Annotated in this window: 24 protein-coding genes and 1 pseudogene; 9 read left to right on the forward strand and 16 right to left on the reverse strand. The window is 68.3% G+C overall.

All coding sequences use genetic code 11. The features are described 5' to 3' along the window. Nucleotide 1: 1 nt before the first annotated feature. From ACGFIF_RS09145 to ACGFIF_RS09175, 7 genes are read right to left on the reverse strand one after another with little or no spacing between them, the layout of a single operon-like run. Entirely contained in the window at nucleotides 2-1318 is a 1317-nt protein-coding gene (locus ACGFIF_RS09145) for an ABC transporter substrate-binding protein (protein ID WP_393153117.1), read from the reverse strand. Between the two features lie 29 nt (nucleotides 1319-1347). Beyond that, the gene (locus ACGFIF_RS09150) at nucleotides 1348-2430 is read right to left on the reverse strand and encodes a mandelate racemase/muconate lactonizing enzyme family protein (protein WP_393153119.1); all 1083 of its coding nucleotides are present in this window, start codon (nucleotides 2428-2430) and stop codon (nucleotides 1348-1350) included. A 2-nt stretch (nucleotides 2431-2432) separates the two neighbouring features. Continuing rightward, nucleotides 2433-3290 carry a carbohydrate ABC transporter permease gene (locus ACGFIF_RS09155; RefSeq protein ID WP_393153121.1) on the reverse strand — a complete coding sequence of 286 codons (858 nt, stop codon included), beginning with the start codon at nucleotides 3288-3290 and terminating at the stop codon, nucleotides 2433-2435. Further along, the gene (locus ACGFIF_RS09160) at nucleotides 3280-4233 is read right to left on the reverse strand and encodes a carbohydrate ABC transporter permease (protein WP_393153123.1); all 954 of its coding nucleotides are present in this window, start codon (nucleotides 4231-4233) and stop codon (nucleotides 3280-3282) included. The genes ACGFIF_RS09155 and ACGFIF_RS09160 overlap by 11 nt, the downstream gene beginning before the upstream one ends. A 3-nt stretch (nucleotides 4234-4236) precedes the next feature. Then, nucleotides 4237-5664 carry an NAD-dependent succinate-semialdehyde dehydrogenase gene (locus tag ACGFIF_RS09165; protein WP_393153125.1) on the reverse strand — a complete coding sequence of 476 codons (1428 nt, stop codon included), beginning with the start codon at nucleotides 5662-5664 and terminating at the stop codon, nucleotides 4237-4239. Between the two features lie 22 nt (nucleotides 5665-5686). Further along, the gene (locus tag ACGFIF_RS09170; protein WP_393153127.1) at nucleotides 5687-6916 is read right to left on the reverse strand and encodes an iron-containing alcohol dehydrogenase; all 1230 of its coding nucleotides are present in this window, start codon (nucleotides 6914-6916) and stop codon (nucleotides 5687-5689) included. A gap of 31 nt (nucleotides 6917-6947) precedes the next feature. Further along, on the reverse strand, nucleotides 6948-8021 hold the full coding sequence (locus ACGFIF_RS09175) for an Ldh family oxidoreductase (RefSeq protein WP_393153129.1): 1074 nt from the start codon (nucleotides 8019-8021) through the stop codon (nucleotides 6948-6950). 149 nt (nucleotides 8022-8170) lie between these two features. On the opposite strand from ACGFIF_RS09175, the gene ACGFIF_RS09180 reads away from it, so the two are divergent. Next, complete coding sequence (locus ACGFIF_RS09180; RefSeq protein ID WP_393153131.1) at nucleotides 8171-8887, forward strand: GntR family transcriptional regulator; 717 nt, start codon at nucleotides 8171-8173, stop codon at nucleotides 8885-8887. Nucleotide 8888: 1 nt separating this feature from the next. Here ACGFIF_RS09180 and ACGFIF_RS09185 read toward each other — a convergent pair whose 3' ends face one another. Then, a complete protein-coding gene (locus ACGFIF_RS09185; RefSeq protein ID WP_393153133.1) occupies nucleotides 8889-9659 on the reverse strand; it encodes an energy-coupling factor ABC transporter ATP-binding protein in 771 nt (256 codons plus the stop codon). A 119-nt stretch (nucleotides 9660-9778) separates the two neighbouring features. Here ACGFIF_RS09185 and ACGFIF_RS09190 point away from each other — a divergent pair, with 119 nt between their 5' ends. After that, nucleotides 9779-10960, forward strand: coding sequence for an RNA-guided endonuclease InsQ/TnpB family protein (locus tag ACGFIF_RS09190; protein WP_393153679.1), 1182 nt, complete (start codon nucleotides 9779-9781; stop codon nucleotides 10958-10960). Between the two features lie 35 nt (nucleotides 10961-10995). Here ACGFIF_RS09190 and cbiQ read toward each other — a convergent pair whose 3' ends face one another. From cbiQ to ACGFIF_RS09210, 4 genes and pseudogenes are all read right to left on the reverse strand, one after another. Next, a complete protein-coding gene (gene cbiQ, locus ACGFIF_RS09195; RefSeq protein WP_393153135.1) occupies nucleotides 10996-11727 on the reverse strand; it encodes a cobalt ECF transporter T component CbiQ in 732 nt (243 codons plus the stop codon). Nucleotides 11728-11750: 23 nt separating this feature from the next. Continuing rightward, nucleotides 11751-12770 (reverse strand): energy-coupling factor ABC transporter permease, encoded by a 1020-nt coding sequence (locus tag ACGFIF_RS09200; RefSeq protein WP_393153137.1) that lies wholly within the window; start codon nucleotides 12768-12770, stop codon nucleotides 11751-11753. A gap of 45 nt (nucleotides 12771-12815) precedes the next feature. After that, entirely contained in the window at nucleotides 12816-13313 is a 498-nt protein-coding gene (locus ACGFIF_RS09205) for a hypothetical protein (protein ID WP_393153139.1), read from the reverse strand. Between the two features lie 109 nt (nucleotides 13314-13422). After that, nucleotides 13423-14385, reverse strand: a pseudogene (locus tag ACGFIF_RS09210) (FAD-dependent oxidoreductase); the annotation flags it as partial. Here ACGFIF_RS09210 and ACGFIF_RS09215 point away from each other — a divergent pair. Genes ACGFIF_RS09215 through ACGFIF_RS09230 form a run of 4 tightly spaced genes read left to right on the forward strand, consistent with a single transcriptional unit; the run spans nucleotide 14288 to nucleotide 17394 of the window. Next, on the forward strand, nucleotides 14288-15790 hold the full coding sequence (locus ACGFIF_RS09215) for a PstS family phosphate ABC transporter substrate-binding protein (RefSeq protein ID WP_393153141.1): 1503 nt from the start codon (nucleotides 14288-14290) through the stop codon (nucleotides 15788-15790). The pseudogene ACGFIF_RS09210 and the gene ACGFIF_RS09215 overlap by 98 nt on opposite strands. Before the next feature lie 9 nt (nucleotides 15791-15799). Beyond that, nucleotides 15800-16555 carry a metallophosphoesterase gene (locus ACGFIF_RS09220; RefSeq protein ID WP_393153143.1) on the forward strand — a complete coding sequence of 252 codons (756 nt, stop codon included), beginning with the start codon at nucleotides 15800-15802 and terminating at the stop codon, nucleotides 16553-16555. Then, complete coding sequence (gene tsaA / locus ACGFIF_RS09225) at nucleotides 16555-16968, forward strand: tRNA (N6-threonylcarbamoyladenosine(37)-N6)-methyltransferase TrmO (protein ID WP_393153145.1); 414 nt, start codon at nucleotides 16555-16557, stop codon at nucleotides 16966-16968. Before ACGFIF_RS09220 ends, tsaA begins: the two co-directional genes overlap by 1 nt. Before the next feature lie 48 nt (nucleotides 16969-17016). Continuing rightward, the gene (locus ACGFIF_RS09230) at nucleotides 17017-17394 is read left to right on the forward strand and encodes a hypothetical protein (protein WP_393153147.1); all 378 of its coding nucleotides are present in this window, start codon (nucleotides 17017-17019) and stop codon (nucleotides 17392-17394) included. Here the strand turns inward: ACGFIF_RS09230 and ACGFIF_RS09235 are convergent. Continuing rightward, on the reverse strand, nucleotides 17370-18068 hold the full coding sequence (locus ACGFIF_RS09235; protein WP_393153149.1) for a class I SAM-dependent methyltransferase: 699 nt from the start codon (nucleotides 18066-18068) through the stop codon (nucleotides 17370-17372). The genes ACGFIF_RS09230 and ACGFIF_RS09235 overlap by 25 nt on opposite strands. Nucleotides 18069-18114: 46 nt before the next feature. Continuing rightward, nucleotides 18115-20232 (reverse strand): peptidoglycan DD-metalloendopeptidase family protein, encoded by a 2118-nt coding sequence (locus ACGFIF_RS09240; protein ID WP_393153151.1) that lies wholly within the window; start codon nucleotides 20230-20232, stop codon nucleotides 18115-18117. A 245-nt stretch (nucleotides 20233-20477) separates the two neighbouring features. Between ACGFIF_RS09240 and lpdA the strand changes: the two genes are divergently transcribed. Together lpdA and ACGFIF_RS09250 are read left to right on the forward strand one after the other, a co-directional pair. Beyond that, entirely contained in the window at nucleotides 20478-21875 is a 1398-nt protein-coding gene (lpdA, locus tag ACGFIF_RS09245; protein ID WP_393153153.1) for a dihydrolipoyl dehydrogenase, read from the forward strand. Between the two features lie 149 nt (nucleotides 21876-22024). Further along, nucleotides 22025-22486, forward strand: coding sequence for a PGPGW domain-containing protein (locus tag ACGFIF_RS09250; RefSeq protein WP_393153155.1), 462 nt, complete (start codon nucleotides 22025-22027; stop codon nucleotides 22484-22486). Here the strand turns inward: ACGFIF_RS09250 and ACGFIF_RS09255 are convergent. Next, a complete protein-coding gene (locus ACGFIF_RS09255; protein WP_393153156.1) occupies nucleotides 22402-23643 on the reverse strand; it encodes an FAD-dependent monooxygenase in 1242 nt (413 codons plus the stop codon). The two genes, ACGFIF_RS09250 and ACGFIF_RS09255, sit on opposite strands and share 85 nt — an antisense overlap. A gap of 80 nt (nucleotides 23644-23723) precedes the next feature. Here ACGFIF_RS09255 and ACGFIF_RS09260 point away from each other — a divergent pair, with 80 nt between their 5' ends. Further along, entirely contained in the window at nucleotides 23724-24392 is a 669-nt protein-coding gene (locus tag ACGFIF_RS09260; protein ID WP_393153158.1) for a TetR/AcrR family transcriptional regulator, read from the forward strand. Here ACGFIF_RS09260 and ACGFIF_RS09265 read toward each other — a convergent pair. Next, entirely contained in the window at nucleotides 24379-25275 is an 897-nt protein-coding gene (locus ACGFIF_RS09265) for a helix-turn-helix domain-containing protein (protein ID WP_393153160.1), read from the reverse strand. The genes ACGFIF_RS09260 and ACGFIF_RS09265 overlap by 14 nt on opposite strands. Nucleotides 25276-25434: the final 159 nt, after the last annotated feature.

The raw sequence follows: 25434 nt of genomic DNA on the forward strand, positions 1-25434 counted from the left end.
GTCACCCCTTGCCCGCGAGTACGTCTTCGACCTTCTGCTTGACGCTGCCGAGCGCCGCCTCCGCCGTCCGTTTGCCGCTCCAGACGTCGTCGAGCACCGGCCGGTAGATGGTCCGGGCCCGTTCGATGTAGCGGCTGAAGTTCTCGTTCACGGCGTTGTCCAGCGCCAGCGTGACCATGGCGAGGTTGGCCGGGCCCTTGTCGTCGGGCACGAACAGCTCCGACGAGCTCTTGCTGACCGGCATGAAACCCCGCGACTGGGCGAGCAGCTTGGACGCGTCCGGGCCGGCGCAGTACTTGAGGAAATCCCAGGCCGCGTCGGGGTCCTTCGAGGCCTTCGGGATCGCCAGCACCGTCATCGTGTTCACCGTCTTGCGGGCGACCTTCATCGGCGGCGGGAAGATGTCCCACTTCACCTTCGCGTTGCTGCGCAGGTACGGGATGCCGCTGGTCAGCGAGAGCAGCATCGCGACCTTGCCGGTGCCCAGCTGGGACAGTGCCCAGTTCGGGGTCTGCCGCCCGGCGGTGACGGTCGCGAAGTCGGGGTGGACCTTGTGGACGAGGGCGAGATCGGCGACCCACTGGACCGCCTCGGCACCCTGCGGCTCGGCCAGGGTGAAGCGGGTGGCGTCCTTGGAGTAGATGCCGTCGCTGCCGTTGTTGACCGGCCACACGGTCTCCAGCGACGTGTCGGGAAAGACCAGCGCACCCCACCGCTCGCCGTTGGGCTTGGTCAGCTTCTTCGCGGCGTCGAGGAAGTCGTCCCAGGTCCAGCCGCTCGCGGCCCAGTCCTTCGGTGGCAGCTCGACACCGGCCTCGGCGAACGCGTCGACGTTGCAGTAGATGACACCGGGGTTGGTCATGATCGGCCAGGCCGCGTGCGCACCGTCGGACTGCTTCGGGAAGTTGAAGGCGACCGGGAAGTAGTCGTCCGGCTTGATGCCGTCCTTCTCCAGGTAGGGCCTCAGGTCGAGCAGCGATCCCTCCGCGTAGTACCCGGCGACGTAGTCGTCGTTGATCCTGATCGCCGTCGGCGCCGCGCCGGACGACAGCACCGTCCGCAGCTTCGTGTCGTAGTCGTCACCCGGTACGGACTGGATGTCGAGTGTCTTGCCGGCGCTCTTGGCCCAGTTCTCCGCCACCGTGTAGAGCGGGGTGCCGCTGTTGGTGTCCCAGGTCAGGAAGGACGCGTTGCCACCGCCGCCTCCCCCGGAGCCGTTGCCGCCGCAGGCGGCCAGCGGCACACCGGCCGCAACCGCCCCGGTCGCGAGGCCGACGGCTTTGAGCATCGAGCGCCGGGAGATCTGTTGTGCCGTCATGGTCGTTCCTCTTCTGTCAGGGGTGGACTTCAGTTGGTGCGGAGCTTGGCGATCGCGTCCTCGTCCAGCTCGATCCCCAGCCCGGGCAGCTCCCAGGGGGTGATCTCGCCGTTCACCGGGACGAGCGGGTTCTGCCAGATCGGCACGTCGTCGAGGATCGGGTTGTGCTCGATGTTGTACTCCTGCGGATAGACGCAGGACGGCGTACTGACCCAGAGGTGGGCGTGCGCCGAGGTGCCGATCGTCTGCTGGGTGTTGTGGACGGTGATCGGTTTGGTGAAGGTGTCGGCGAGCACGGCGATCTTCTTGAACTCCGTGATCCCGCCGCACTTGATGACGTCGGGCTGCAGGATGTCGACCCGGCCCTGCAGGATCAGCTCGCGGAACTGCCAGCTGGTGTACTCCTGCTCCCCCACCGCGATCGGGATGTCGACGGCGTCGGCCAGCCGCCCGTACGCCGCGTAGTCGTGGGCGGCCAGCGGTTCCTCGAAGTGCCAGACGCCGAGGTCCTCCAGGGCGTGGGCGAGTTTGATCGCGGTGTGCTCGTAGTACGCGTTGTTGACGTCGACCAGGATCGGGAAGTCGTCCCCGACCAGGTCCCGGACGGCCGTCACGGTCGCGATGGTCTGGTCGAAGCCGTCGTCGTGCATCCACGGCGTCGACGAGTGGATCTTGTAGCCGTGGAAGCCCTTCTCCTGGAAGGACTGCGCCCGCTCGGCCTCCTCCTGCGGGGTCATCCCGCGCGCCATCGAGCTGGCGTACACCTTCGCACTCTGGCGGTACTTCCCGCCGAGTAGCTTGTAGGTGGGCAAGCCCGCCGCCTTGCCGAGCAGGTCCCACAGGGCGATGTCGATCCCGGCGATCGCGTTCAGCTGGGCGCCGCCGGGGCCGAGCTTGTACGGCTTGGTGTACAGCCGGCGCCAGAGGCGTTCGAGGTCGGTCGCCTCCTCGCCGATCAGCAGTGGCGCGAGCGCCTGTTCCACCACGCTGTGGGTGACGTGGGCGTTCATCGGGCTCACCTCGCCGATGCCCACCAGACCCTCGTCGGTGTGGACTTTGAGGATGTGCAGCTTGTCGAGCAGGATGATCGATTCGATCCGGGTGATCCGCATGGTCAACCTTTCAGGCCGGACATCGTGATGCCCTGGACGAAGTACTTCTGGGCCAGCAGGAAGAGCAGGAGCGGCGGCAGGATCGTCAGCGTCGCGGCCGCCATCATCAGGTTCGTCTGGGTGAAGTACTCACCCTTGAACAGCGCGAGCGCGATCGGCATCGTCTGCAACCGCGTCGAGTTGAGGAAGATCAGCGGCCCGAACAGGTCGTTCCACGACCCCATGAAGGTGAGCGCGCCGACCGCGGCCAGCGCCGGTTTCACCTGCGGCAGCATGATCCGCCAGAAGGTGCCGAAGGTCGACGCGCCGTCGAGCTTGGCCGCCTCCTCCAGTTCCATCGGTACGCCGCGGAACGCCTGCCGGAGCAGGAACGTGCCGAACACCGGCGTCAGCACGTTCGGAATCCACAGCGGGTAGTGGGTGTCGATCCAGCCCATCTCGCGGAACAGCATGTACTGCGGGACGAGATAGACCATGCTCGGGATCATTGCCGTCGACAACAACAGGGCGAAGGCCAGGTTCTTGAAGGCGAAGTTGAGCCGGGCGAAGCCGTAGCCGGCCAGCGAGGCGAACAGCAGCAGGAACCCGACGTTCAGCGCGGCCAGCTTCACGCTGTTCAGGAAGAACGGCAGCAGCCCGTCGCCGGCCTGGGAGTAGTTGGCCCACTGGAACGTCGAGGGGATGAAGGTCGGCGGCGTCTGCAGGACCTCGTTCTCCGGCTTGAGCGACGCGCTGACCATCCAGAGCAACGGCATCGCGAACACGACCGCGAAGAACAGCAGCGTGGCGAAGACGAGGACCCGGCGTGGGATGTGCCGCGGTGGCCGGTTCACCGGAGCGCGAAGCAGTTCAGTTGTCATAGTGCACCCACCGCTTCTCCATCTTCCACTGGATCGCGGTGACCACGCCGACGATGACGAACAGCACCCACCCCATCGCCGAGGCGTAGCCCAGCCGGCCGTGCCCGAAGGCCGCCTCGTAGATGTGGAAGATGAACACCGACGTGGCGTTGTTCGGTCCGCCCGACGTCATCACGTAGATGATCCCGAACACCTGGAACGAGGTGATGAACTGCGTGATCGTGAGGAAGAACAGGCTCGGTGTCAGCAGTGGGAAGACCACCGCCCAGAACCGCCGCCACGCGGTCGCGCCGTCCACGGTGGCCGCCTCGGTCAGCGACGGGTCGATGTTCTGCAGGCCGGCCAGCAGGATCACCATCGGATAGCCGACGCCCTGCCAGATCGCTACCACGATGACCGCGATCAGTGCCGTCTTGGTGTCCGACAGCCAGGCCGGTCCGTCGATCCCGATCGTCTTCAGTGTCGAGTTGAACAATCCGTTGTCCGGGTCGTACAGCCAGAACCAGACGAAGCCGATCGCGACCACGTTCGTCACCACGGGCGAGTAGTACAGGGTCCGGAAGATGCCGATGCCCTTGACCTTCTGGTTGCACAGGACCGCCAGGCCGAGCCCGATCAGAATGGTCAGGACGACCACCACGACGGTGAAGATCACCGTGTTCCGCAGTGAGGAGTAGAAGGTGTCGTCGGCGGTGAACAGTTCGCGGTAGTTGCCCAGGCCAAGGAACTCCGGCTTGTTCAGCCCGGACCAGTTGGTCAGCGACACCACCAGGGACGCCGCGACCGGGGCCAACTGGAAGAACAGCACCCCGAAGATCACCGGTCCGACGAACAGCCAGCCGGCCAGGTTCTGCCGCTTGGGTTTCACCTTCGGCCGTTTGCGGACCGGTGGTCCACCGTCAACGTCCGGCGGTGTCAAAGTCGGGAGTACGGCGTTGGCCATCGGTCACACCTCGATCCCGATGTACTTCTCCTCGAGGAACTCGAGGATGCCTTCGGAGCTGCCTTCGCGGCCGAGCCCGGACTGTTTCGTTCCCCCGAACGGAGCCGCGGGATCGCTCAGCACACCCCGGTTGACCGCGACCATGCCGGCGTCGATTCGTTGCGCGACCGCCAGTGCCTGGCCGGGATCGCCGTACACGTAGGCGATCAGGCCGTAGATCGTGTCGTTGGCCATCGCGACCGCCTCGTCGACGTCGCTGAAGGAGACGATCGCGGTGACCGGGCCGAAGATCTCGGTCCGGTTGATCTCGCTGCCGTGCCGTACGTCCGTCAGCACCGTCGGCGGGTAGAACGCACCGATCGCCGGCGCCTCACCGCCCAGGGCCACGGTCGCACCCTCCGCCACCGCGTGCTCGACGAGCCGGGACACCTTGTCGCGTTCCTCCGGCGACACCAGCGCGCCGACATCGTTCGACCGGTCGGCGCCCGGGCCCATCGTGAGTTCCTTCATCGCCACCGTGATGCGGGTGCTGAACTCGTCGACGAGCGAGTCGTGCACGTAGAACCGGTTGGCCGCCGTACACGCACACCCGCCGTTGCGCATCTTCGCGACCATCGCTCCCTCGACGGCGGCGTCCAGGTCCGCACCTGGCAGCACCACGAACGGCGCGTTCCCACCGAGTTCCATCGACGAGCTGACCACCTGGTCGGCGGCCTCCCGCAGCAGCAGGCGGCCAACCCCGGTCGAGCCGGTGAAAGACAGCTTGCGTACGGCGGGATGGTGCAGCATCGCGCTCACCGCCGGGCCGGTCGGCACCGGCGTCACCAGGTTCACCACTCCCGCCGGGACACCGGCCCGACGGAGTACCTCGACGATGTAGGCGGCGGTCAGCGGAGTCTGGGTGGCCGGCTTCAGCACGACCGAGCAGCCGGCCGCCAGCGCGGGCGCGATCTTGCGGGTCGCCATCGCCGCCGGGAAGTTCCACGGCGTGATCAGGACCGACACCCCGATCGGGTCGCGCCGGACCACGATCGTCTTGTCGCCCGACGGGGACAGCCGGAAGTCGCCGCCGATCCGGACCGCCTCCTCGGCGAACCAGCGGAAGAACTCGGCGGCATAGGCGGCCTCGCCGAGTGCGTCGGCGTACGCCTTGCCGTTCTCGGCGACGATGACGGCGGCGAGTTGCTCGCGCTCCGCGGTCAGGATGTCGAAGCAGGCGCGGAGGATCTCGGAGCGCTGCCTCGGTGGGGTCGCGGCCCAGCCGGCCAGCGCGTCCGCCGCGGCGTCCACTGCCGCCAGGCAGTCGGACTCGGTGGCCGCGGCGAACCTGGCCAGCTCGGAGCCGTCGGCGGGATCGTGGACCGGGAAACGCCGGCCGTCGGCGGCCGGCCGCCACTGACCGTCGATGAACAGATCGTGCGGAGAGATCATCTGGTGGGCTCCCAACGCCTGGTCAGAACGGGTTGCTGCGATCGCCGGCGTACGCGGCACGAGTGATCTCGTACAGCGCATCGGCATCCAGCGGACGGGGGTTGTTGTCGACGAGGCGGGCCGACTTCAGGCCCATCGCCGCGACATAGGACAACTGGTCCTCGGTCAGGCCGAGTTCCTTGAGCGTGGGCGGGATGCCGATCCGGTCCAGCAGGCGATCGATGGCATCGATTCCCGCCAGCGCCTGCGTCTCCTCGTCACCGGACACCGGGACGCCGAGGATCGCCGCGATCTCGGCGAACTCACGGACCCGGGCGGGTGCGTTGTACCGCATCACGTACGGGAGAAGGACGCCGACTCCGACACCGTGCGCGGTGTGGGTCAGGGCACCGATCGGATACTGCAGGGCATGCGCGGCGGCCGTTCCGGCCACTCCCAGGGCATAGCCGCCGGCGTTGGCGGCGAGCATCACGTCGGAGCGTGCCTGCCGATCGTCCGGATGCTCGAAGGCCTCGGGCAGCGCCCGCGCCAGCAGCCCGAGGCCCCACCGCGCGTAGGAGTCGCTGATCACGTTCTTGCCGATGAAGACCCGGCCTTCGCCGACCGCCGCGGGCGGCCGCTGGATCGCGGTGAACGACTCCACCAGATGCGACACCGCGTCGGCGCCCGCGCTGGCGGTCAGTCCGGGCGGGCAGCTGTAGGTCAGTTCCGGATCGCAGATGGCCACAGAAGGAATCAGGTAGGCCGACGAGATCCCGGCTTTCAGCTCCCGCCGGCTGTCGCTGAGCACGCAGACCGGTGTCACCTCGGACCCGGTCCCGCCGGTCGTGGGTACGGCGATGATCGGAAGGACGGGACCGGGTACGGCGTTCTCCCCGTAGTACCGGTCGATCGGGCCGCCGTGGCTGAGCAACAGCGCGACGGCCTTGCCGAGGTCGAGACAGCTGCCACCGCCGATCCCGATCACCACCTCGATCCCGGCGTCCTTCATCGCGCCGTAGCAGGCGTCGATGTCGGCGACCGGCAGCTCGGCGGCGGTGTCGGACCACACGCTCACCTCGGCACCGTGATCCTCGAGGTCGCTGATCAGCGCGGCGAACTCCGCCGAGGCCGCGAGCCGCTGATCCGTGCAGACGAGCGCCTTACGCCCGTACTCCGCGGTCTGGCGGCCCAGCATCGCGCGCTGGCCGGCGCCGAAGACAACCGTGCGGGGTGCTCGCTGTACGCCGAACGAGGCAGAGGTGATCGTCATCGTGGCTGGTCCTTGTCCGGTCGGGGGCGGGTCATTCGGCCAGAGCCGCTGCGGGCAGAGCAGGTATGGACTGGGCTGCTTCAGGCTGGGCTGCTTCGGGCCGGGCTGCTTCAGGCTGGGCGCCTGGCCAGGCGGTCAGCTCGCGCCACAGGTCGTCGGCGATGTCGATGCCGTTGGCAACCGACTCGCGGTGGCGAGCCCGGGCGCGGTCACCGGGAACCGCGACCGGCGTGGCCGGATCGGCCCGCCGGCTGCCGCGGACCTGGTCGAGATAGTCGGTGGCGGAGTACCTGCCACCGCTCAGCAGGATGAACAGGTCGCCCTTGTTGCTCGGCCGGTGGTCGTCCAGCGTTCCGCCGACGGCTGTGCCGTACGCGGCGCCGGTCAGGAAGGTGACCATGGCCCCCAGACCGAGCCCGAGGCCGTATCCCTTCGCTCCCCCGAACGGCGCGATCGATCCGGACTTGGCCGCCACTGGGTCGATCGTCGCGTTGCCGGCGGCATCCAACGCCCAGCCCGGCTCGAGCGGCACACCGCGCAGAGCGTGGTCGTGGACCTTGCCCATCGAGATCTGTGACGTCGCCATGTCCAGCACCAGCGGGTGGGGCTGGGCGGGGACGCCGAGCGCCAACGGGTTCGTGCCGAGCATCGCCTCGGTGCCGCCCCACGGGTGGACCAGGGCCTCGCTGGTCGTCATTCCCAGGCACACCAGACCACGCTCAGCCATCCGGCCGGCGTAGTAGCCGAGCATGCCGAGGTGGTTGTTGTTCGTGATCGAGCAGACCGCGACGCCGTGCCGCGCGGCCGCCGGAATCACTGCCTCCAGGGCGCGCACTGCGACCACCGGTCCGAGTCCCTGCTCGCCGTCGACGGACAGGTAGCACGGGCTGAGCCACTCGTGCCGGCCGGTGTTCGTCGGGCTCGCGGTGCCGTTCGCCAGCCGGCGCAGCAGCCGCGGCAGCCGGAGCAGGCCGTGGGACGGCATCCCCTTCGCCTCGGCGACCAGGAGCAACTCGGCTTGCTGGAGGGCCGCCGGGCCGGGCACGCCCGCGGAGATCAGGAGTCGTTCCGCCAGTGACTGTGCGGTTGCTAGGTCTGTGTGCACGTCGGCCATCCCAGGGCTGGAGGCGATGAATTCGTATACAACGGGCGGTTGTTGGGAGGCTAGATCAGATCGGATATGATTTGCAATGGCTCGTGAATACGAATTCACGATTTCCGACCGAGCAGTGCCGACCGAACCGGGGAAGGCCTATGAGCGAACGCGGTGCCAAGCGTCCCGAACGCGCCCGGATGAGCGACGTGGTCTACGAGCAACTCCAGACACTCCTGCTGGACGGCGTGATCCAGCCCGGTGAGCGGATCCGGGTCGATGTGATCAGCCGTCAGCTCGGCGTCTCCCAGACGCCGGTGCGGGAGTCGCTCAACCGGCTCGAGGCGGAGGATCTGGTCACCAAGACACATCTGATCGGATATTCCGCGAGCCCCAAACTGACCCCGGAGCGGTTCGAGGACCTCTTCGAGGCGCGGTTCCTGATCGAGCCGTACTGCTCAGGGCTCGCGGCCGGCCGGCACCAGCGTGTCGAGATCGAGCGGATCGCCGACATCGCCGCCGAGATGAGGGCCCGCTACCAGGCCGGCACCATGTCGTACGGCGCCTTCGCGCGCAAGGACGCCGAGTTCCACCAGGCCATCATCGGAGCCACCGGGAACAGCTACTTCGCGGAGATCTTCGCCAAGCTGCACTGCCATCTGCAGCTGTTCCGGCTGCTGCGCGACTCCCGGGTGGCCGAGAAGGCGCTCGACGAGCACGACCTGCTCGTCACCGCCATTCGGCGCCGCGACGCCGAGGCGGCGGACGCCGCCATGCACGCCCACCTGACCGCATCCCGCGGCCGGCTCAGGTCCGCGTTCGAGACCGCCCCCGAGCTGGTTGCGGCGGCTGTCGACGAGACCGGCGCCGGTTCCTGAATCAGCGTTCCGGTCCGGGGACCGAGAGGGGGTCGAAGCCGTAGGGCAGTTCGAGCCGGTGTGCGGACATCAGCTCGGCGTTGCCGAGCAGGTCACGTGTCTTGCCATCGGCAACGATCCGGCCGTCGTCCATCAGCAGGCTGCGCTCGCACAGCTGCAGGGCGTACGGCAGGTCGTGGGTGACCATCAGCAGGGTCACGTCGAGACCAGCCAGGATGTCGGCGAGCTCGCGCCGTGCGGCCGGGTCCAGGTTGCTCGACGGCTCGTCCAGGACCAGCACCTCGGGACGCATCGCCAGGACCGTCGCGACCGCCACTCGTCGCCGTTGCCCGAATGACAGGTGATGCGGCGCCAGGTCCGCGTGATCCTGCATCCCGACCTGGACCAGCGCCTCGTGTACGCGATCGTCCAGTTCGGATCCGCGCAGGCCGAGGTTCGCCGGCCCGAACGCGACATCGTCTCGTACGGTCGGCATGAACAACTGGTCGTCCGGGTCCTGGAATACCAGCCCGACCTTCCGCCGTACCTCGGGCAGGTGCTCGCGGTGCAGTCCGGTCCCACCGATCTGGATCCGGCCGCTTCCGGTCCCACCGGCCACCGAGCCGAGGATCCCGTTCAGGTGCAGCACGAGGGTGGTCTTGCCTGCGCCATTCGGGCCGAGTAGTGCAACCCGCTCACCGCGCTGGACGGTGAAGTCAACACCGAACAGGGCCTGCCGGCCATCGGGGTAGGCAAAGACGAGACGCTCGACATGGACCGCGGGACCGCTCACTTGAGTCGTCGCGACGAAGCCCTGTCGTTCAGGGCGGCGGGGAATCGCGACTCCCTCCCTTCGGAGATCGGGGACTGTCGGTCCTGGCTGTTTGGATGGATTCCATGTCCAGGTTTCGGATGTGCCCGACTCCCACGCAGCTTGCAGCGTTGCTGGAGCAGTGCAGGCATGCCCGGTACGTGTGGAACCTGGCGCTTGAGCAGTGGTCGATGTGGACGCGCGACAAAGGCTCGGCGCCGGACTTTACCGAGCAGTGCCGGCAGTTGACCGAGGCACGAGCCGTGTTCGGCTGGCTGCGGGCAGGGTCGCAAACCGTCCAGCAGCAAGCCCTGCGCGACTTCGACCAAGCCGTCAAGAACTTCTACGGTGGCACCCACCGGCGGCCGACCTGGCGCAAGGCCGCGCTGCATGAAGGGTTCCGCATCGTCGGTCCGCAGGCGGGCCGTGTCGAGCAGCTGAATCGGAAGTGGGCGCGGGTGCTGGTGCCCAAGGTCGGCTGGGTTCGGTTCCGGCTGTCCCGTCCGATTCCCGAGGCGAAGTCGTACCGGGTTACCCGCGACCGGGTAGGGCGCTGGCATCTCGCGTTCGCCGTCGTCCCGGAGCCGATCCCCGTGCCGGGAACCGGCCAGGTCGTCGGTGTGGACCGCGGCGTCACCGTTTCCGCGGCACTGTCGACCGGTGAGCTCCTGACCTGTCCTGGACTGTCGGAGACCGACCATGTCCGGCTGAAAAACCTGCAGCGTCGCCTGGCGCGGTGCCGTCGTGGCTCCAAGCGGCGTCAGCGGGTCAAGGTCAGAATCGCCAAGCTGTTCGCACGCGCTCGCGATCGCCGCAAGGACTGGGTAGAGAAGACCAGCACCAACCTCGCCCGACGCTTCGACGTCATCCGGGTGGAAGACCTGCGGGTCGCGCAGATGACCAGACGCCCCAAGCCCAAAGCCGATCCCGAGCGAGCAGGCGGGCATCTGCCGAACCGTCGCCGCGCCAAAGCAGGGCTCAACCGAGGCATCCTGGCCAACGGCTGGGGACTGCTCGTCCAGCGCCTGGAACACAAAGCGCCGGGGCGGATCGAGAGAATCAATCCTGCGTACACGTCGCAAACCTGCAGCATCTGTGGGCACTGCGCACCGGAGAATCGCCAGAGCCAAGCGGTCTTCCGGTGCGCAGCCTGCGGACATCGAGCGCACGCGGACGTGAACGCGGCAGTCAACATCGCGGCCGGACGGGCCGTCAGCGCACGCCGAGAGACGCCTGGACGGGTCTCGCCGAAGCGTGAACCTCAACACGCTACCTCCGCGTAGTAGTTGAAATCCTCGCCCTTCAGGTGGGGAGGACGTCAAAAGCCGACAAGCCTAACGGCGATCGCGATCGCCACCGCAGTCAGGGAGATCGCCAGCCCTTGGAGCCATTGGGCGGACGTGGCACCCGAGACGCTCAGCAGTGGCATCCGGCCGGTGTAGCCGCGTGACCGCATCGCCAGATGCACACGCTCACCCCGCTCGAAACTGCGCACGAACAGGGCGCCCACTCCCCCGGCGACCGCCTTCAGATGACCGGCCCGGCCGCCGGTGTACCCGCGCGACTCACGCGCGATCCGCATCCGGTGCAGATCGTCGGAGACCACACTCAGGTACCGAACCATGAACGACAGGATCGCCACGAGCGTCGACGGCAGCCGGAGCCGTTCGAGCCCGGCCAGCAGATCCCGCGGCCCGGTCGTCGCCGACAACAGGATCGCCGCGACCACGCCGAGCGTGCCCTTCGCCAGCACGTTCCACGCCCCCAGTACGCCGGACTGCGACAGCTCCAGACCGAGCACGTCGACCCGCGGCCCGGTCGCCACGAACGGCAGCAGCAGCGCGAACACGAGGAACGGCGTCTCCACCGCCAGCCGCCGCGACACCACCAGCGCCGGCAACTTCGCGACCACCACGGCGGCCCCGAGCATCACGGCGTACAGACCGAACGCCCAGAACGCCGACGCGGGCGTGGACACGACAGCGAGAACGAACACGAACAGCGCAACAATCTTCACCTGCGCCGGAATGCGATGAACCCGACTGTCCACCGCTATGAGGAGACCGTCACCACTCATGAAGCTCGGTTCGCTCGCAGCGAGGCGAGTTTGGCGATTGTCAGGCCGGCGACGATGGTGACCAGGACGCCGATGATGCCGGCCAGGGCACCGGAGACCTCGGCGTTGCCGATTCCGCTGACGCCGTAGTCGGCGAGTGGACTGCCTGCGACCGCGGAGTCCTTGGCCGCGCCGTCGAAGCCGAGTTTGGCGCCGACGAACTCGAGGCCGTCGGGATGCGCGCTCGCGAACAGGCTGAGGCCACCGGCCACCAGGAAGGTGACCGCGACGCCGACGCCGAGGGTCCGGCCGGCCGGCTTGGCCGCGATCGGCTTGTCCGGTGCCACGGTCGAGGTGTTGCCGTCGGCATCGACCAGGACCAGGTCCTGCTGGAGGTGGCGCGCCGCGTACACGAGGTCGGGCCGGGTCGCGACGACCGCGCTCAGGACGGCGGCCGTGATGACCGCCTCACCGATACCAACCAGGATGTGCCAGCCGACCATCGCGGTCGCGAGCTTCCCGAGCGGGATGTCCACCGCGCCGCCGATGACATACAGCCCGGTGAACGCGAGTGCGGCGACCGGCACCGAGACCAGCGCGCCGACAGTGGCCGCCGGTACGACGCTGCCCATCTTCCGCGGCAGCACCTGCAGGAGCGCGCGGGTCAGGAAGTAGCCGACCAGCACGGTGACGACGCCCATCAGCGTGATGTTCGTGCCGAGCGCGGTCAGGCCACCGTCGGCGAACAGCAACCCTTGGACCAGCAGCACGGTCGACATGACCAGTACGGCGGTCCACGGACCGACCAGCGCCGCGGCCAGCGCGCCACCCAGCAGGTGCCCGCTGGTCCCCGCGCCGACCGGGAAGTTCACCATCTGCACCGCGAACACGAACGCCGCGGTCAGGCCGGCCAGCGCCGGACCCGTCTCGCGGATCTCCCGGTTCGCCCGCTGCAGACTGACCCCGACCGCACCCACCGCGATCAGTCCGGTGGCGATGGACGTCGGTGCGTCGAAGAAGCCATCAGGAACATGCACCTGCACATTGTTGATCTAGTTGCGACCGGATCGCAACAAGGGATCTCACAACTGCTTCAGGGCATCCCCGATCGCCCGGTGGAAGGTCGGGTAGGCGTAAATGAGCTGTTGCAGAGTGTGAACGGGAACGGCCGCGTGGACGGCGACCGCGAGCGCGCCCAGTACTTCGCCACCGGTCGGGCCGGCGCTGGTCGCACCGACCAGCACACCGCGCTCGTTGTCGACCACCAGCTTGATGAAGCCCTCGTTCCCCGCCTTGTGGATCCAGCCGCGGGTCGAGGACGGGATCTGACTCGAGCCGATCTTCACGTCGAGGCCGGCCTCCCGCGCCTGCTTCTCGGTCATCCCGACCGCGCCGATCTCCGGGTCCGTGAACGTCACCCGTGGCATCGCGTGGTAGCTCGCCACCGGCGCACCCTCGCTGCCGAGGATGTCGAACACCGCGACATTCGCCTGATACATCGCGTTGTGCGTGAACGCGCCGACGCCGGTCACGTCGCCGACGGCCCAGACCCCGTCCGCGGCCCGGACGTGCTCGTCCACCTCGACCCGCCGGACCTCGGTGTCGATGCCGACCTGGTCGAGGCCGAGCGGCCTTCACGTCCACCCGGCGACCCGTTGCCACCAGCAACTTCTCGCCGGTCACCGTGGTGCCGTCCTCGAGGGCCACGGTGAAGGTGCTGCCGTCGTACCCGACCTTCTGGGCGTGGACGCCGGTGTGGAAGGTGACGCCGTCGCGCTCGAGTGCCTCGCGAGCCAACTGGCCGGACTCGGGCTCCTCCATCGACAGCACCTGGCCGGCACCCTCGATCACGGTCACGTCGACCCCGAACCGGGCGAACACCTGGGTCAGCTCCAGCCCGATCGCGCCACCGCCGAGGACCAGGATCGAGGCCGGCAGCGTGTCCGCCTCGATCGCCTCGTGGTTCGTCCAGTACGGCGTACCGGCCAGGCCGTCGATCGGCGGGATCACCGGGACGGTGCCGGTCGCGATCACGATGCCGCGGGACGCCTCGAACTCCCGGTCACCGGCCTGGACCGTCCGCGGACCGGTGATGGTGCCGCGCTCGCGCAGGAACGTGACGCCCTTCTTCACCAGCCGGTCGACCGCGACCTGGTCGTTCCAGCTGTCGGTCGCCTCCTCGCGGATGCGCTTCGCGAGCGGCGCCCAGTCCGGCTGCACAGTCGCCGTACCGGCCATGCCGTCGACCCGGCGGGTCTCGGCGATCAGGTTGGCGGCCCGGATCATCATCTTGCTCGGGATGCAGCCCCAGTACGGGCACTCACCGCCGACCAGCCGCGGGTCCAGGCCGACCACGTTCAGCCCGGCCTCCGCCAGTCGTCCTGCCGTCTCCTCGCCGCCGACACCGAGTCCGATCACGACCACGTCAACCTGTTCAGCCATGCCGTCCAATCTCGCAGACCGTCCGGACCCGGCCAAGCCCACACCCCGTACGTCATCGCGCGGTAAGCGGCCGTTCACCGGGCCTGGATAGCGTTTTCGCGGGAGGGGACAAGTGGATTTCACGGGTCTGGGCGATATCAACCTCGAGACGATCATCGCCGCGATCGCTCTGATCGCTTCGGTGGTCGCCTGGCTGATCGACCGGTACATCCTGCGACGCAAACGGCTCGTGTACCGCGTCCAGGTGGATGCCCCGATCGGGGTCTATCCGAGTGCGGACAAGACGCAGCGGATGGTCGACGTCGAGGTCCGCCACCAGAGCGCGGTGGTGGAGAACCCGAGCATCGTGCTGCTCCGGCTGGACAACGCCGGCGGGATGGACATCGACCCGCAGGACATGCACGAGAAGGTGTCGTTCGCCTTCCCGGACCGCACGATCGTCGGGCTCAAGGTCACCGAGGCGCAGCCGGCGTCGCTCGGCGAGATGCTGCAGCGCCGGCTGGTCCCGGCAACCTACGTCGACACCGGCAAGCTGGTGCTGCCGCGGATCGCGATCAACCGCGGCGACCACTTCAAGTTCCTGCTCGTGCTGTCCGGGACGGGGAAAGGCGTGACCCACGCCGGCTATCTGGCCGGTGGGTCGACCGGTGGTGGGGTCTATCACGAACCACGGCCGCGTGGACCGGGTCGCCGATCGTTGATGTTCGGTGCGCTGTCGCTGCTGCTGGTCGGCGCCTTGGTGGCGTTGTTCGTGGTCGACGTCCTGCAGCCGCCGGACAACTGCGCCTCCGGGCAGGTACGGATCATCGGGTCGACCGCGGTCGAGGCGACCATGCGCGAGGTGCGGACCGCCTACGCGGCCGACTGCACCGACGCCGACATCACCATCGCGGCGAACGGGAGCCGCAGTGGTATCCGCACCCTCAAGGAGACCGGCGCACAGGATGCGGGCGCGGCCGGGCACCTGATCGCGATGTCGGACGGTACGGCGGAAGACGCCCCGGACCTGTGGGGTGAGCCGGTCGCGGTGGTCGTGTTCGCGGTCGCGGTGAACCGGTCGTCGGACGTGACCGGGCTGACCACCGCGCAACTGCGCGACATCTACGGCGGCCGGATCACGAACTGGAAGCAGCTCGGTGGACGAGACCTGCCGATCCGGATGGTGAGCCGGGTCGGACCGGACTCGGGTTCGCGGCGGGTGTTCCGGGACAAGGTGCTGGCCGGCGACCAGGAGCTCGGCATCTCCTCCGACGACTGCCGGCGCGACGACCCGGTCGCCAGACACCACCGCTGCGAGGTCGGTACGACGGAGGAACTGCTGACCCGGGTGAACGAGATCGACGGCGCGATCGGGTACGCCGAGCTCGGCAGTGCGCGGAAGTACCCGGAGATCACGATCGCCTCGATCGACACCGTCGTACCGGATGCGGCGAAGGTGGCGGACGGGTCGTACAAGTTCTGGGAAGTCGAGCACGCGTACACCTACCAGTCCCCCGAGGCGGGCTCGCTCACGGCGGCGTTCCTCGACTACCTCCGATCGGCGCAGGCGCGGCCGGTTCTGACGCGCGGCGGGCTGGTTCCCTGTAACGATCTGCCGGGAGGTTTCTGCGGTTAGGGTGCAGACATGTACGTGATCGCGCACCTCAGTGACCCGCATCTCGACGGCTCGGAGGAGGCGCGCTCCCGGCTGCGGCGGATCACGTCGTACCTGGGCACGTTCAGCCGGCCGGTGGACGTCATCCTGGTCACCGGCGACCTCGCCGACCACGGCCAGGAGGCGGAGTACGCCGAGCTCGCGGCCGAGCTGACGTCGGACCTACCGGTCCTGATGCTGCCGGGCAACCACGATGTGAGCGCACCGCTGCGGGCCGGACTGACCGCGTACGTCGACTCGCCCGGCGAGGGGCATCCGGTCCATCAGGTGCGCGAGGTCGGCGAAGCACGATTCGTCCTCGTCGACAGCACCGTGCCGGGCGAGGATCACGGCTTGCTGTCCGACGAGTCCCTGGCCTGGCTGGACGGCGTACTGAGTGAACCCTTCGACGGGCCGGTGTTCGTGGCCTTCCACCACCCGCCGCTGGACCTACATCACCCGGTGATGGACCAGTGGATGCTGCGATCCAGGGAGGCCTTCGAGGCCGTCCTGACCGGTAAGCGGATCACCGCACTGCTCACCGGGCACGTTCACAACGCCATCGTCACCACCTTCGCGGGCCACCCCGTCCTCGGCGCCCCGGGGATCCGTTCGACCGTCCCGCTCCCCTTCGAGCCCTCGCCCGCCGACGGCCGCATCGTCGACACTGCCGCCCACACCGGCTTCGCCCTGCACGTCCACACCCCCGGCGAGCCCCTGCAAACCTTCTACCGGTTCCCAGTCTGATGACGCGCCAGTTCGTGGTCAGGCCGATCGGCCGGGTGGAGTCGGTGCTGAGGACTCGCGACGAAGCCCCGCGCCAACCCGACGAGGGTGCTCCCAGCGCCTGGCTGGTGTTCGACGAATCGGTCCGCGACGCGCTGCGCGATCTCAGTGCCGGCGACGAGATCATCGTCATCACCTGGTTCGATCGTGCCGACCGTGACGTGCTCACGGTTCATCCCCGCGGCGACCGGACCCGGCCCGCGACCGGTGTCTTCAGCACCCGCTCCCCCGACCGGCCCAACCCGCTCGGTCTGCATCGCGTCACCATCGTCGAGACGGGTGACCTCCGCCTGCAGGTCGATCATCTCGAAGCCCTCGACGAGACCCCGATCGTCGACCTCAAACCGGTCCTCGGCGACATCGCCGAACGGTAATTGACCTCAAGTTTGGTTGAGCTTCCAGACTTCCGTCGGTGAACCCAGGTGGGTCCGCTCGGTCTCCTCGTCACCGGCTCGATCGTCATCTCCGCCGGCCTCGCCCCGACGATGGCGCTGGCCACCAACCTCATGATCGGCGCCGCCCCGGCGGAGCGGGCCGGCGGTGCGGCCGCGATCTCCTCGACCGCACCCCAACTCGGCGGTGCGCTCGGTATCGCCCTGCTCGGCAGCCTCATCACCGCCGTCTACCGCAACCAACTCGGCCACGAAGCCGACCTGACCCGAGAGGCCCTCTCCTCCCCCGCCGCCCGCGACGCCTTCACCACCGGCTTCCACGTCTCCGTCGCGGCCAGCGCCGTACTCCTCCTGATCACTGCTGCCCTCGCTGCGAGGTTCCTCTACGACAGCCGGCCGCGGACGTAGAGCAACTGCGGAACCTCGCGCCACACCGGAGTGTCGGCGGGGACCTCCCGCAGTTGGTCGATGACGAGGCCGGCGGCGGCCAAGGCGTTGACGTAGGTGCTGATCATGCGGTGGTAGGCGCCGACCGGGAGGGCGTCGCGGTGGCGGCCGGGGCCGTGCCAGTAACCCTCGACGAAGTACTTGCCGACGGTGCGCCGGACGCTCTGGTCGACATGGTCGACGATCTCGCCGGTGGCGGGGGTCTTGAAGCAGGGATGGACGATGCAGAGGACGAACCAGCCGCCGGGCTTGAGGACGCGAGCCATCGATCGCACGGCATCGTCCAGGCTGGGGATGTCCATCAACGCCATGTAGCAGACGACTCCGTCGAACGAGTCGTCCGCGAGCCCTTCCAGCGTGTGTGCGTCCCCGTGGCGATACGCGATGCCCAGGGCCTCGGTCTCCTCGTGCAACCTCGCGATCTCGAGCAGCTTCTCGGACAGGTCGACACCAGTGACGACGGCGCCCTGCGTGGCCAGGTAGCGGGCCTCGCGACCCTGGCCACACGCGACCACACAGATCTCTTGGCCGGCCACCTCGCCGGTCAACTCGGCGAAGGTCGGATCGTCGAGGGCGGAGCTGCCACCGACCCACTCGTCGTAGTCCGCGGCCACTTCGTCGTACTTAGCTCTCATACCCGACCCACGAACGAGCCGGACGCGTGGTTCCGCCAGTCTGCTGCTAGGAGACGGCCGGCTTGCCGAACTCCCAGTGCCAGGGCTCTTCGCGGTTGCCGCCCTGGTCGGCCCACGACGGGTGGAGCCAGCCGAACTGAGCAGCGTGGGCCTTCATCCACTGGTACTGCGCCGTGCCGAAGCGATCCACACCGCCGCAGAGGTCCACGGCCACGCCCCAACCGTGGTTCGACGTACCGGGCAGCGCAGCGAGGGACGGCTTGCGGGCGTAGAGGCTGACCTGGGCCGAGTAGGAGCGATACGAGTCGGTGATGCACAGCGTCTTGCCGAACTGGGCACGGTAGGCGCGGGCCAATTGCAGGTAGGCGGCCGCCGCGTCGCAGCGCAGCTTGTGGCCGGACCCGAGTGCACACAGCTTGCTCGCCGGGATCATGCCGTTGCTGTAGCCGCCCCAGCCCACGATCGCACTACCGGTCGCGAGGAACGGCATCGGGTTCACCGCATCGCCGCCGAGGTGAACCTCGAAGTGCAGGTGTGGACCGGTCGAGTTCCCCTCGGAGCCGACCGCCCCGATCCGCTGCCCGGCGGTGACCTGTGCGCCGTCAGCCACGTCGATCGAGCTCAGGTGCGCGTACAGCGTCTCCAGCCCGTTGCCGTGATCGATACGCACCAGGTTCCCCGCCCAGGCCGGGTGCTCGACCCGGACGACACCGGATGTCACCGCGCGCACCGGCGTACCGACGGCGGCCGGGAAGTCCTGACCGGTGTGGAACCCGGTCGCCCACATCTCTCCTGCCTGGCCGAACGACGTACCGATCTCGTAGGTGCCCTCGGCCAGCGGCCACGTCCAGGAGCCCGTCGCGGCGTTGTACGACGTCGCCGTGTTGCCGCACCGGAACGCGTACGCCTCCGACGTCGCCACCGGCGCGACCTGAGGCTTGACCGGCTTACCGAGCGTCGGGCGAAGGGCGGCGTACAGGTTGTCCGGGACCCGGGTGACGACGACCGAGCCCTTGGCCTCGTCCGCGGCGATCATCTCGCCGCTGTCGAGAGCGACGCCGATGTGGAACAGGCCGAGCGACTTGCTGCCCATCACGAGCAGGTCGCCGGGCTGGACCTGCGAGGCCGGCACCGCCTGGTAGTTCGGGTAGACCTTGCCGATCAGGTTCGGGAGGGTGGTGTACGGCTGCCACGCGACCCGGGCCGCACCGAGACAGCCGTAGCTGTCCGGGCCGGTCGCAGCGACCCCGTACGGCTTCCCGAGCAGGCTGAACGCCTGGTTCACCGCGCGGATCGTCTCCGCCGACAGGACCCGGATGGACCGGCCGCCCTGGGCGACGGAGGCCGCACCGGGAACCGGCGCGCCCGCGTCGATGAGTGGCTGCATGCCGGTGGGGAGCTTGGCCGGGTTCTTCAGTACGGCGGCCGCCGGCGGGGTGATCTTGGCCGTCGCCACCTCGGTCAGGTAGGTCTGCCAGCGCGCCAGCGCCTGCTGGTTGCGGGCGAGCTGCAGCTGCTTGGAGAGTGCGGACGCGCCGTCGAGGTCGGCGGCCTGGCTCTCCATCATCATCGCGGCGTCGGCTGCTTTCTGCTGCACCTCCGCGCTGAGCTGCTTGGCCTTGCCGGCGGCCTCGTTCGCCGCGGCGCGCTTGGTCGCGGCCTCCGCCTTCGCCTTGACGGCCGCGTTCTCGGCGGACATCGCGGTCTGGTACTGCGAGACCTGCGTGCTGCCGAGCTGCTGGATGGCGGTCTGCCGGTCGGCGATCTCCTGCAGGTTCTCCGCGATCGGGGCGAGCGACCAGAGCATCGACTCGGCACCCATCACGGTCGGGATGCCGGTTTGGTACGCCTGCACGGTCAGCAACCCGAGCCGCTTGCGTTCGGTGTCGGCCCTGCCCTTCGACGCGGCGGCCGAGGTCTCTGCCTTCTTCGCCGCCGCTTCGGCGGTCTGCGCCGCCTTGAGCGCGGTCGTGTAGGCGATCGTCGCCTTCGCGAAATCGGCCTGGACGGCGGCGGCCTCGGCCTGGAGCTGTTCCAGCGACCGGTTCAGGTCCGTCACCGACGCCGGCGGCGGAGGCGTGGGGTTGTCGGCATACGCCGGCAGCGCGAACACCGCCAGCAGTGTGCCGAGTGCTGCCAACCGCAGCCCCCGACGGCTCCCCACGCCCATCAGGCCCCCGTTCTTGATCGCCTCACGCGAGCGCGGGGAGGTGACGGCCCCCGCGCGTGCCCAGCGTAGGCGGCGAACGGTCCCGACGAAACCCCTGTTCACGGACTGTGACCATGGGCCGGTGGAGATCGCCTGATCGTGACCGTTGGGACCGGCTGCCCGGTGACCCCGGTCACGCTCGCGGCCAAGCGTCGTACCACTGGTCCGGATCGCTGGTGCGACCCACTAAAGTTCACTGCATGGCCTCGCACTTTGACGTTGTTGTCCTCGGCGCGGGTCCGGGTGGGTACGTCGCGGCGATCCGCGCCGCCCAGCTCGGACTCAAGACCGCCATCATCGAGAAGAAGTACTGGGGCGGTGTCTGCCTGAACGTGGGCTGTATCCCGTCCAAGGCGCTGCTGCGCAACGCCGAACTGGCGCACATCTTCCGCGCGGACGCGAAGACGTTCGGCATCAGCGGCGACGTCAGCTTCGACTTCCCGACCGCCGTCCAGCGCAGCCGCAAGGTCGCCGACGGCCGGGTCAAGGGCGTCCACTTCCTGATGAAGAAGAACAACATCACCGAGTTCGACGGCTGGGGCAGCTTCGTCGACGCGAACACGCTCGACGTCAGCCTCAACGACGGTGCCTCCGAGACCGTCACGTTCGACAACTGCATCATCGCCACCGGCGCGACCACCAAGCTGCTGCCGGGCACCCAGCTGAGCGAGCGGGTGGTGACGTACGAGGAGCAGATCCTCACCGAGGAGCTGCCGGGCAGCATCATCATCGCCGGCGCCGGCGCGATCGGCGTCGAGTTCGCCTACGTGCTGACCAACTACGGCGTGAAGGTCACCATCGTCGAGTTCCTGGACCGGATGGTGCCGCTCGAGGACGCCGAGGTGTCCAAGGAGCTCGCCAAGGCCTACAAGAAGCTCGGTGTCGACGTGCTCACCTCCACCCGGGTCGACGCGATCGACGACTCCGGCGACACGGTGAAGGTCACCGTCACCGGCAAGGACGGCAACCAGCAGACGCTGGAGGCCGACAAGGTGCTGCAGGCGATCGGCTTCCAGCCGCGCGTCGACGGCTACGGCCTGGACAAGATCGGCGTCAAGCTGACCGAGCGCGGCGCGATCGAGGCCGACGGCTTCCTGCGCACCAACGTGCCGAACATCTTCGCCATCGGCGACGTCAACGCGAAGCTGATGCTCGCGCACGCGGCCGAGGCCCAGGGCGTGATCGCGGCCGAGACCATCGCCGGCGTCGAGACGATGGAGCTCGACCACGTGATGATCCCGCGCGCCACCTTCTGCCAGCCGCAGGTGGCCAGCTTCGGCTACACCGAGGAGCAGGCCAAGGAGAAGGGGTACGACGTCAAGGTCGCGAAGTTCCCGTTCACCGCGAACGGCAAGGCCCACGGCCTCGGCGACCCGACCGGTTTCGTCAAGGTGATCAGCGACGCCAAGTACGGCGAGCTGCTCGGCGCCCACCTGATCGGCCCCGAGGTCACCGAGCTGCTGCCCGAGCTGACCCTGGCCCAGAAGTGGGACCTGACCACCAAGGAACTGGCCCGCAACGTGCACGCCCACCCGACCCTGAGCGAGGCACTGCAGGAGGCCTTCCACGGCCTCGAAGGCCACATGATCAACTTCTGACCCAGGTGGACGGATCTCCCCCGGCGTTGACGCTTCTCCCCTCGAGTACCGGGGGGAGAAGCGTTCGTTTCAGGGGATCTCCCCTGAAATGACCCTGGGGTGTGGAGCGGTGCCGCCGGGATTGTTGCCGGAGCACGTACGCTGGGGGCGTGGCCGAGAAGAGGGGTCCCGACCGCACTGATCACAACATCACGCTGGACGCTCAGGACGACCGGTGGGAGTGGCGGCGGCGGATACGGGCGGATCCTAAGAAGCACCTGATCTACCGGATCGGTGTGGGCGTGGTGGGCGGGATACTGCTCATCGCCGCACCGTTGACCGGGTGGCTGCCCGGCCCCGGCGGCATTCCCTTGTTCATCGCGGGTCTCGCCGTGCTGGCGAGCGAGTTCGAGTGGGCGCAGCGGCTGCTCTACAAGGTGAAGGACTGGGTCCAGGAGCTCACCGCCTGGACCGGCAAACAGCCGGCCTGGCTGAAGGCACTCGGCACGGTGGCTCTCTTCCTCTGCGTGCTGGTCGCGATCTGGCTCTACCTGGCCGTGCTCGGCGTCCCTGGGTGGTTCCCTGACTCCTGGGAGTCATTCCTGCGCACTCTGCCGCTGCTCACCGAGTAGTTGTTCAGCTCAACCAGATTGCTCACCTTCTCCCCCAGCTTGAGCATCTGGTGGAGGAGGAACGGTTGCGAGAGCAGCCGGTTCCGCGCGGCGATGCCGAATCGGGTGCCCGGGGCAAGGAACTTCCCGGTTCGGTTGCCACCGCTCTGTGTCTTCGACACCGGCCTGCGCAACTGCGCCTCGTAACGCCGGAACGCCGCCCGGTAGTCACCGCCCGACGTGGCCAGCTCCCCGGCCAGGATGTACGCCGCGACGACCGCCGTACTCGTGCCCATGCCGCCGACGGTGGCGCCGTACCCGGCGTCGCCGAGGAGTACGACCCGTCCGGTCGACCAGCGGTCCACGTCGACCCGGCTGATCGAGTCGACGTACAACTCCGTTGCCGCTGGCAACCCTTCGAGCAGCTGCGGAACGTGCCAGCCCAGATCGGCGAAGGCGGCCGCGATGAACGCCTTCTGCTGCTCAAGGTCCCGGCGGTCGTAGGTCAACGCCGGCGACTTGAACAGGACCATCGTCCCCGCCATCGCCGGATCCCGCCGATCCGCGCCCACACTCGCCAGCCGCCCGGGCACGTTGTAGATCAGCGCGTCCCCGGAGATGCCGAGCGTGTTCGGCACATCCCAGCCGGCGATGTAGTACCCGAGATGCCTCACATAGTCCTTCTCCGGCCCGAACGCCAGCCGCCGCGCGATCGAGTGCAACCCGTCCGCCCCGATCACCAGGTCGTACGTCTCCTCCGTCCCACTCTCGAACGACACGTCGACCCCACCCGCGTGCTCGGCCAGACGCGCGATCGAGTCCCCGAACCGGTACGACGCCTTGTCGCAGGAGTGCTCGTACAACACCCGGGACAGATCCGACCGCAGGACTTCCAACTCTCCCCCGGCGAACTCACCCGGCAGCCGCATCAACTGCCGCCCGGCCGCGTCCACGAACCGCATCGGACTGCCACCCGTCTGCCGCGCCCTCAGGTCCTCGAGCACACCCATCCGGGACAGGACTTCCCGATTCACCGGTCCGCGGAAGTCCACCGCGTAGCCGCCCTCCCGGAGCGCCGGCTGAAGCTCGACCACCGTGACGTCGTACCCGTACCGCCCGAGCCAGTGCGCCACGGCCGGACCGGCCACGCTCGCCCCCGACACCAGAACCTTCATCATCGCCTCCAGAGTTAATTGTGTCCGCCGGACACAGTAATGTGTATGGTAGACACAGTTCAAGCTCATGGGGAAGGGACGACATGACAGAACTGCTCTGGGGCCGGCCGCAGCAGCCGGGCCGCGGCCCGAAGCCGGCCGTGACACTGGCCGGTATCGCGGAGGCCGCGATCCGGATCGCCGATGCCGAAGGTCTGGACGCGGTCTCGATGCAGCGGGTCGCCGACGACCTGCCGGTCACCAAGATGGCGCTCTACCGCTACGTCCCGGGCAAGTCCGAACTAATCGCCGTGATGAGCGACCTGGCAGTCGGCGTACCACCCGAGCACGACGACCTGCCGTGGCGCGAGGCGCTGAAGACCTGGGCCCTCGACCTCTACGCGGCCTTCACCAAGCACCCGTGGCTACTGCAGTCCACCATCGGCCGCCGCCTCCTCGGTCCCAACGAACTGGCCTGGATGGAGCGCGGGATCGAGAAGCTGCGCGACACCGGCCTGAACGGCGGTGAACAACTCGACTCCATCCTGGTGCTCACCAGCCACGTCCGGAATCTCGCCCAGCAGACCATCACCACCGGTCTCACCGAGGACCACATCAACCAGGCCCTGGCCGAGATCCTCACCACCGAGGCCGACCGCTTCCCCAGCCTGGCCGCCGCGATGCAGACCGCCGCGGGCAGCCAGAACCAGGGCCTGGAGTTCGGCCTCGACCGCATCCTCGACGGTCTCGAGGCCCTGATCAGCGCCCGGTGAGGCTGTGTTTCCGAACGTTGAAACGTTGCCGATACGCCGACGCACTCAGCCCGTAGTGCGACTTGAACCGCCGGGCGAAGTAATTCTGATCCGGCCACCCCACCGACTCGCCGATCCGGCTGATCGGCAGGTCGGTATGCAGCAACTGGTCGGCCGCGAGCTCGACCCGATGACGGGACAGGTATGCCATCGGCGGCAACCCGGTCGCCGACTTGAACAGCCGGACCAGGTACCCCGGCGCCAGATGGAGCGCGTGCGACAGATCGTTCAGCATCCACTGCCGCGCCGGGTCCGCCTCCATCATCCGCATCGCGTCCAGGACGGCGGGATGTGTCTGCTCACCGCGTTCGCCCTGCTCGGCGACCGTCCGCGCCAGGCAACTCAGGTACAGCGACAGCCAGCCGACGACGTCGCCGCGATGCCGGCTCAACGACTGGTTGCGCAGTCGCCTGAGCTCGTCGAGGTGCTCGAGACCTTCCTTCATCGTGGCCTGATCCAGGTGGGCGGTGAGCATTCCGCGGCGCTGCGCCGAGAAAGGTCCAGTCCACAACAGGTAACCCAGTAAGGGATCCTCGCGCGTCCAGGCCAGTTCGCGCTGCACCAGGTCGGCCGAGAAACAGCAGTTGTAGACCTGCAGACCGCGGCATTCGTCGTACTGATGCCAGACGCCGGGGCGGAGCAGGATCATGTCGCCGATCTCGAGTTGCTGCCGGCCGGCCAGACTGTGGTGAACGCCCTCGCCGCCGGTGATGAGGGCGATCTCGAAGAAGCTGTGCGTGTGCAGCGGATGGCTGTTCTCGTGCAGGTGCGGACCCGCGTGCACCAGCGTCCCTTCGACGAAGTGCAGCAGCGTCCCCTTGTGGGTCACGGGCTCGTCGGCCATGCCTCACGATACGGGCCAATGTGCATTTTGTGCTACCACGAGTGCACTTCGGGCTAGCCCCTGACGACTGACGGCTTCAGGATCGGGGGACAGGCGAAACGTCCCCGCCATCAATCCGAAACACACCGAGGCCCTTCGCCACAGCAGCCAATGAATCGT

The organism is Kribbella sp. NPDC049174, assembly GCF_043197365.1.
Classification (GTDB): Bacteria; Actinomycetota; Actinomycetes; order Propionibacteriales; family Kribbellaceae; genus Kribbella.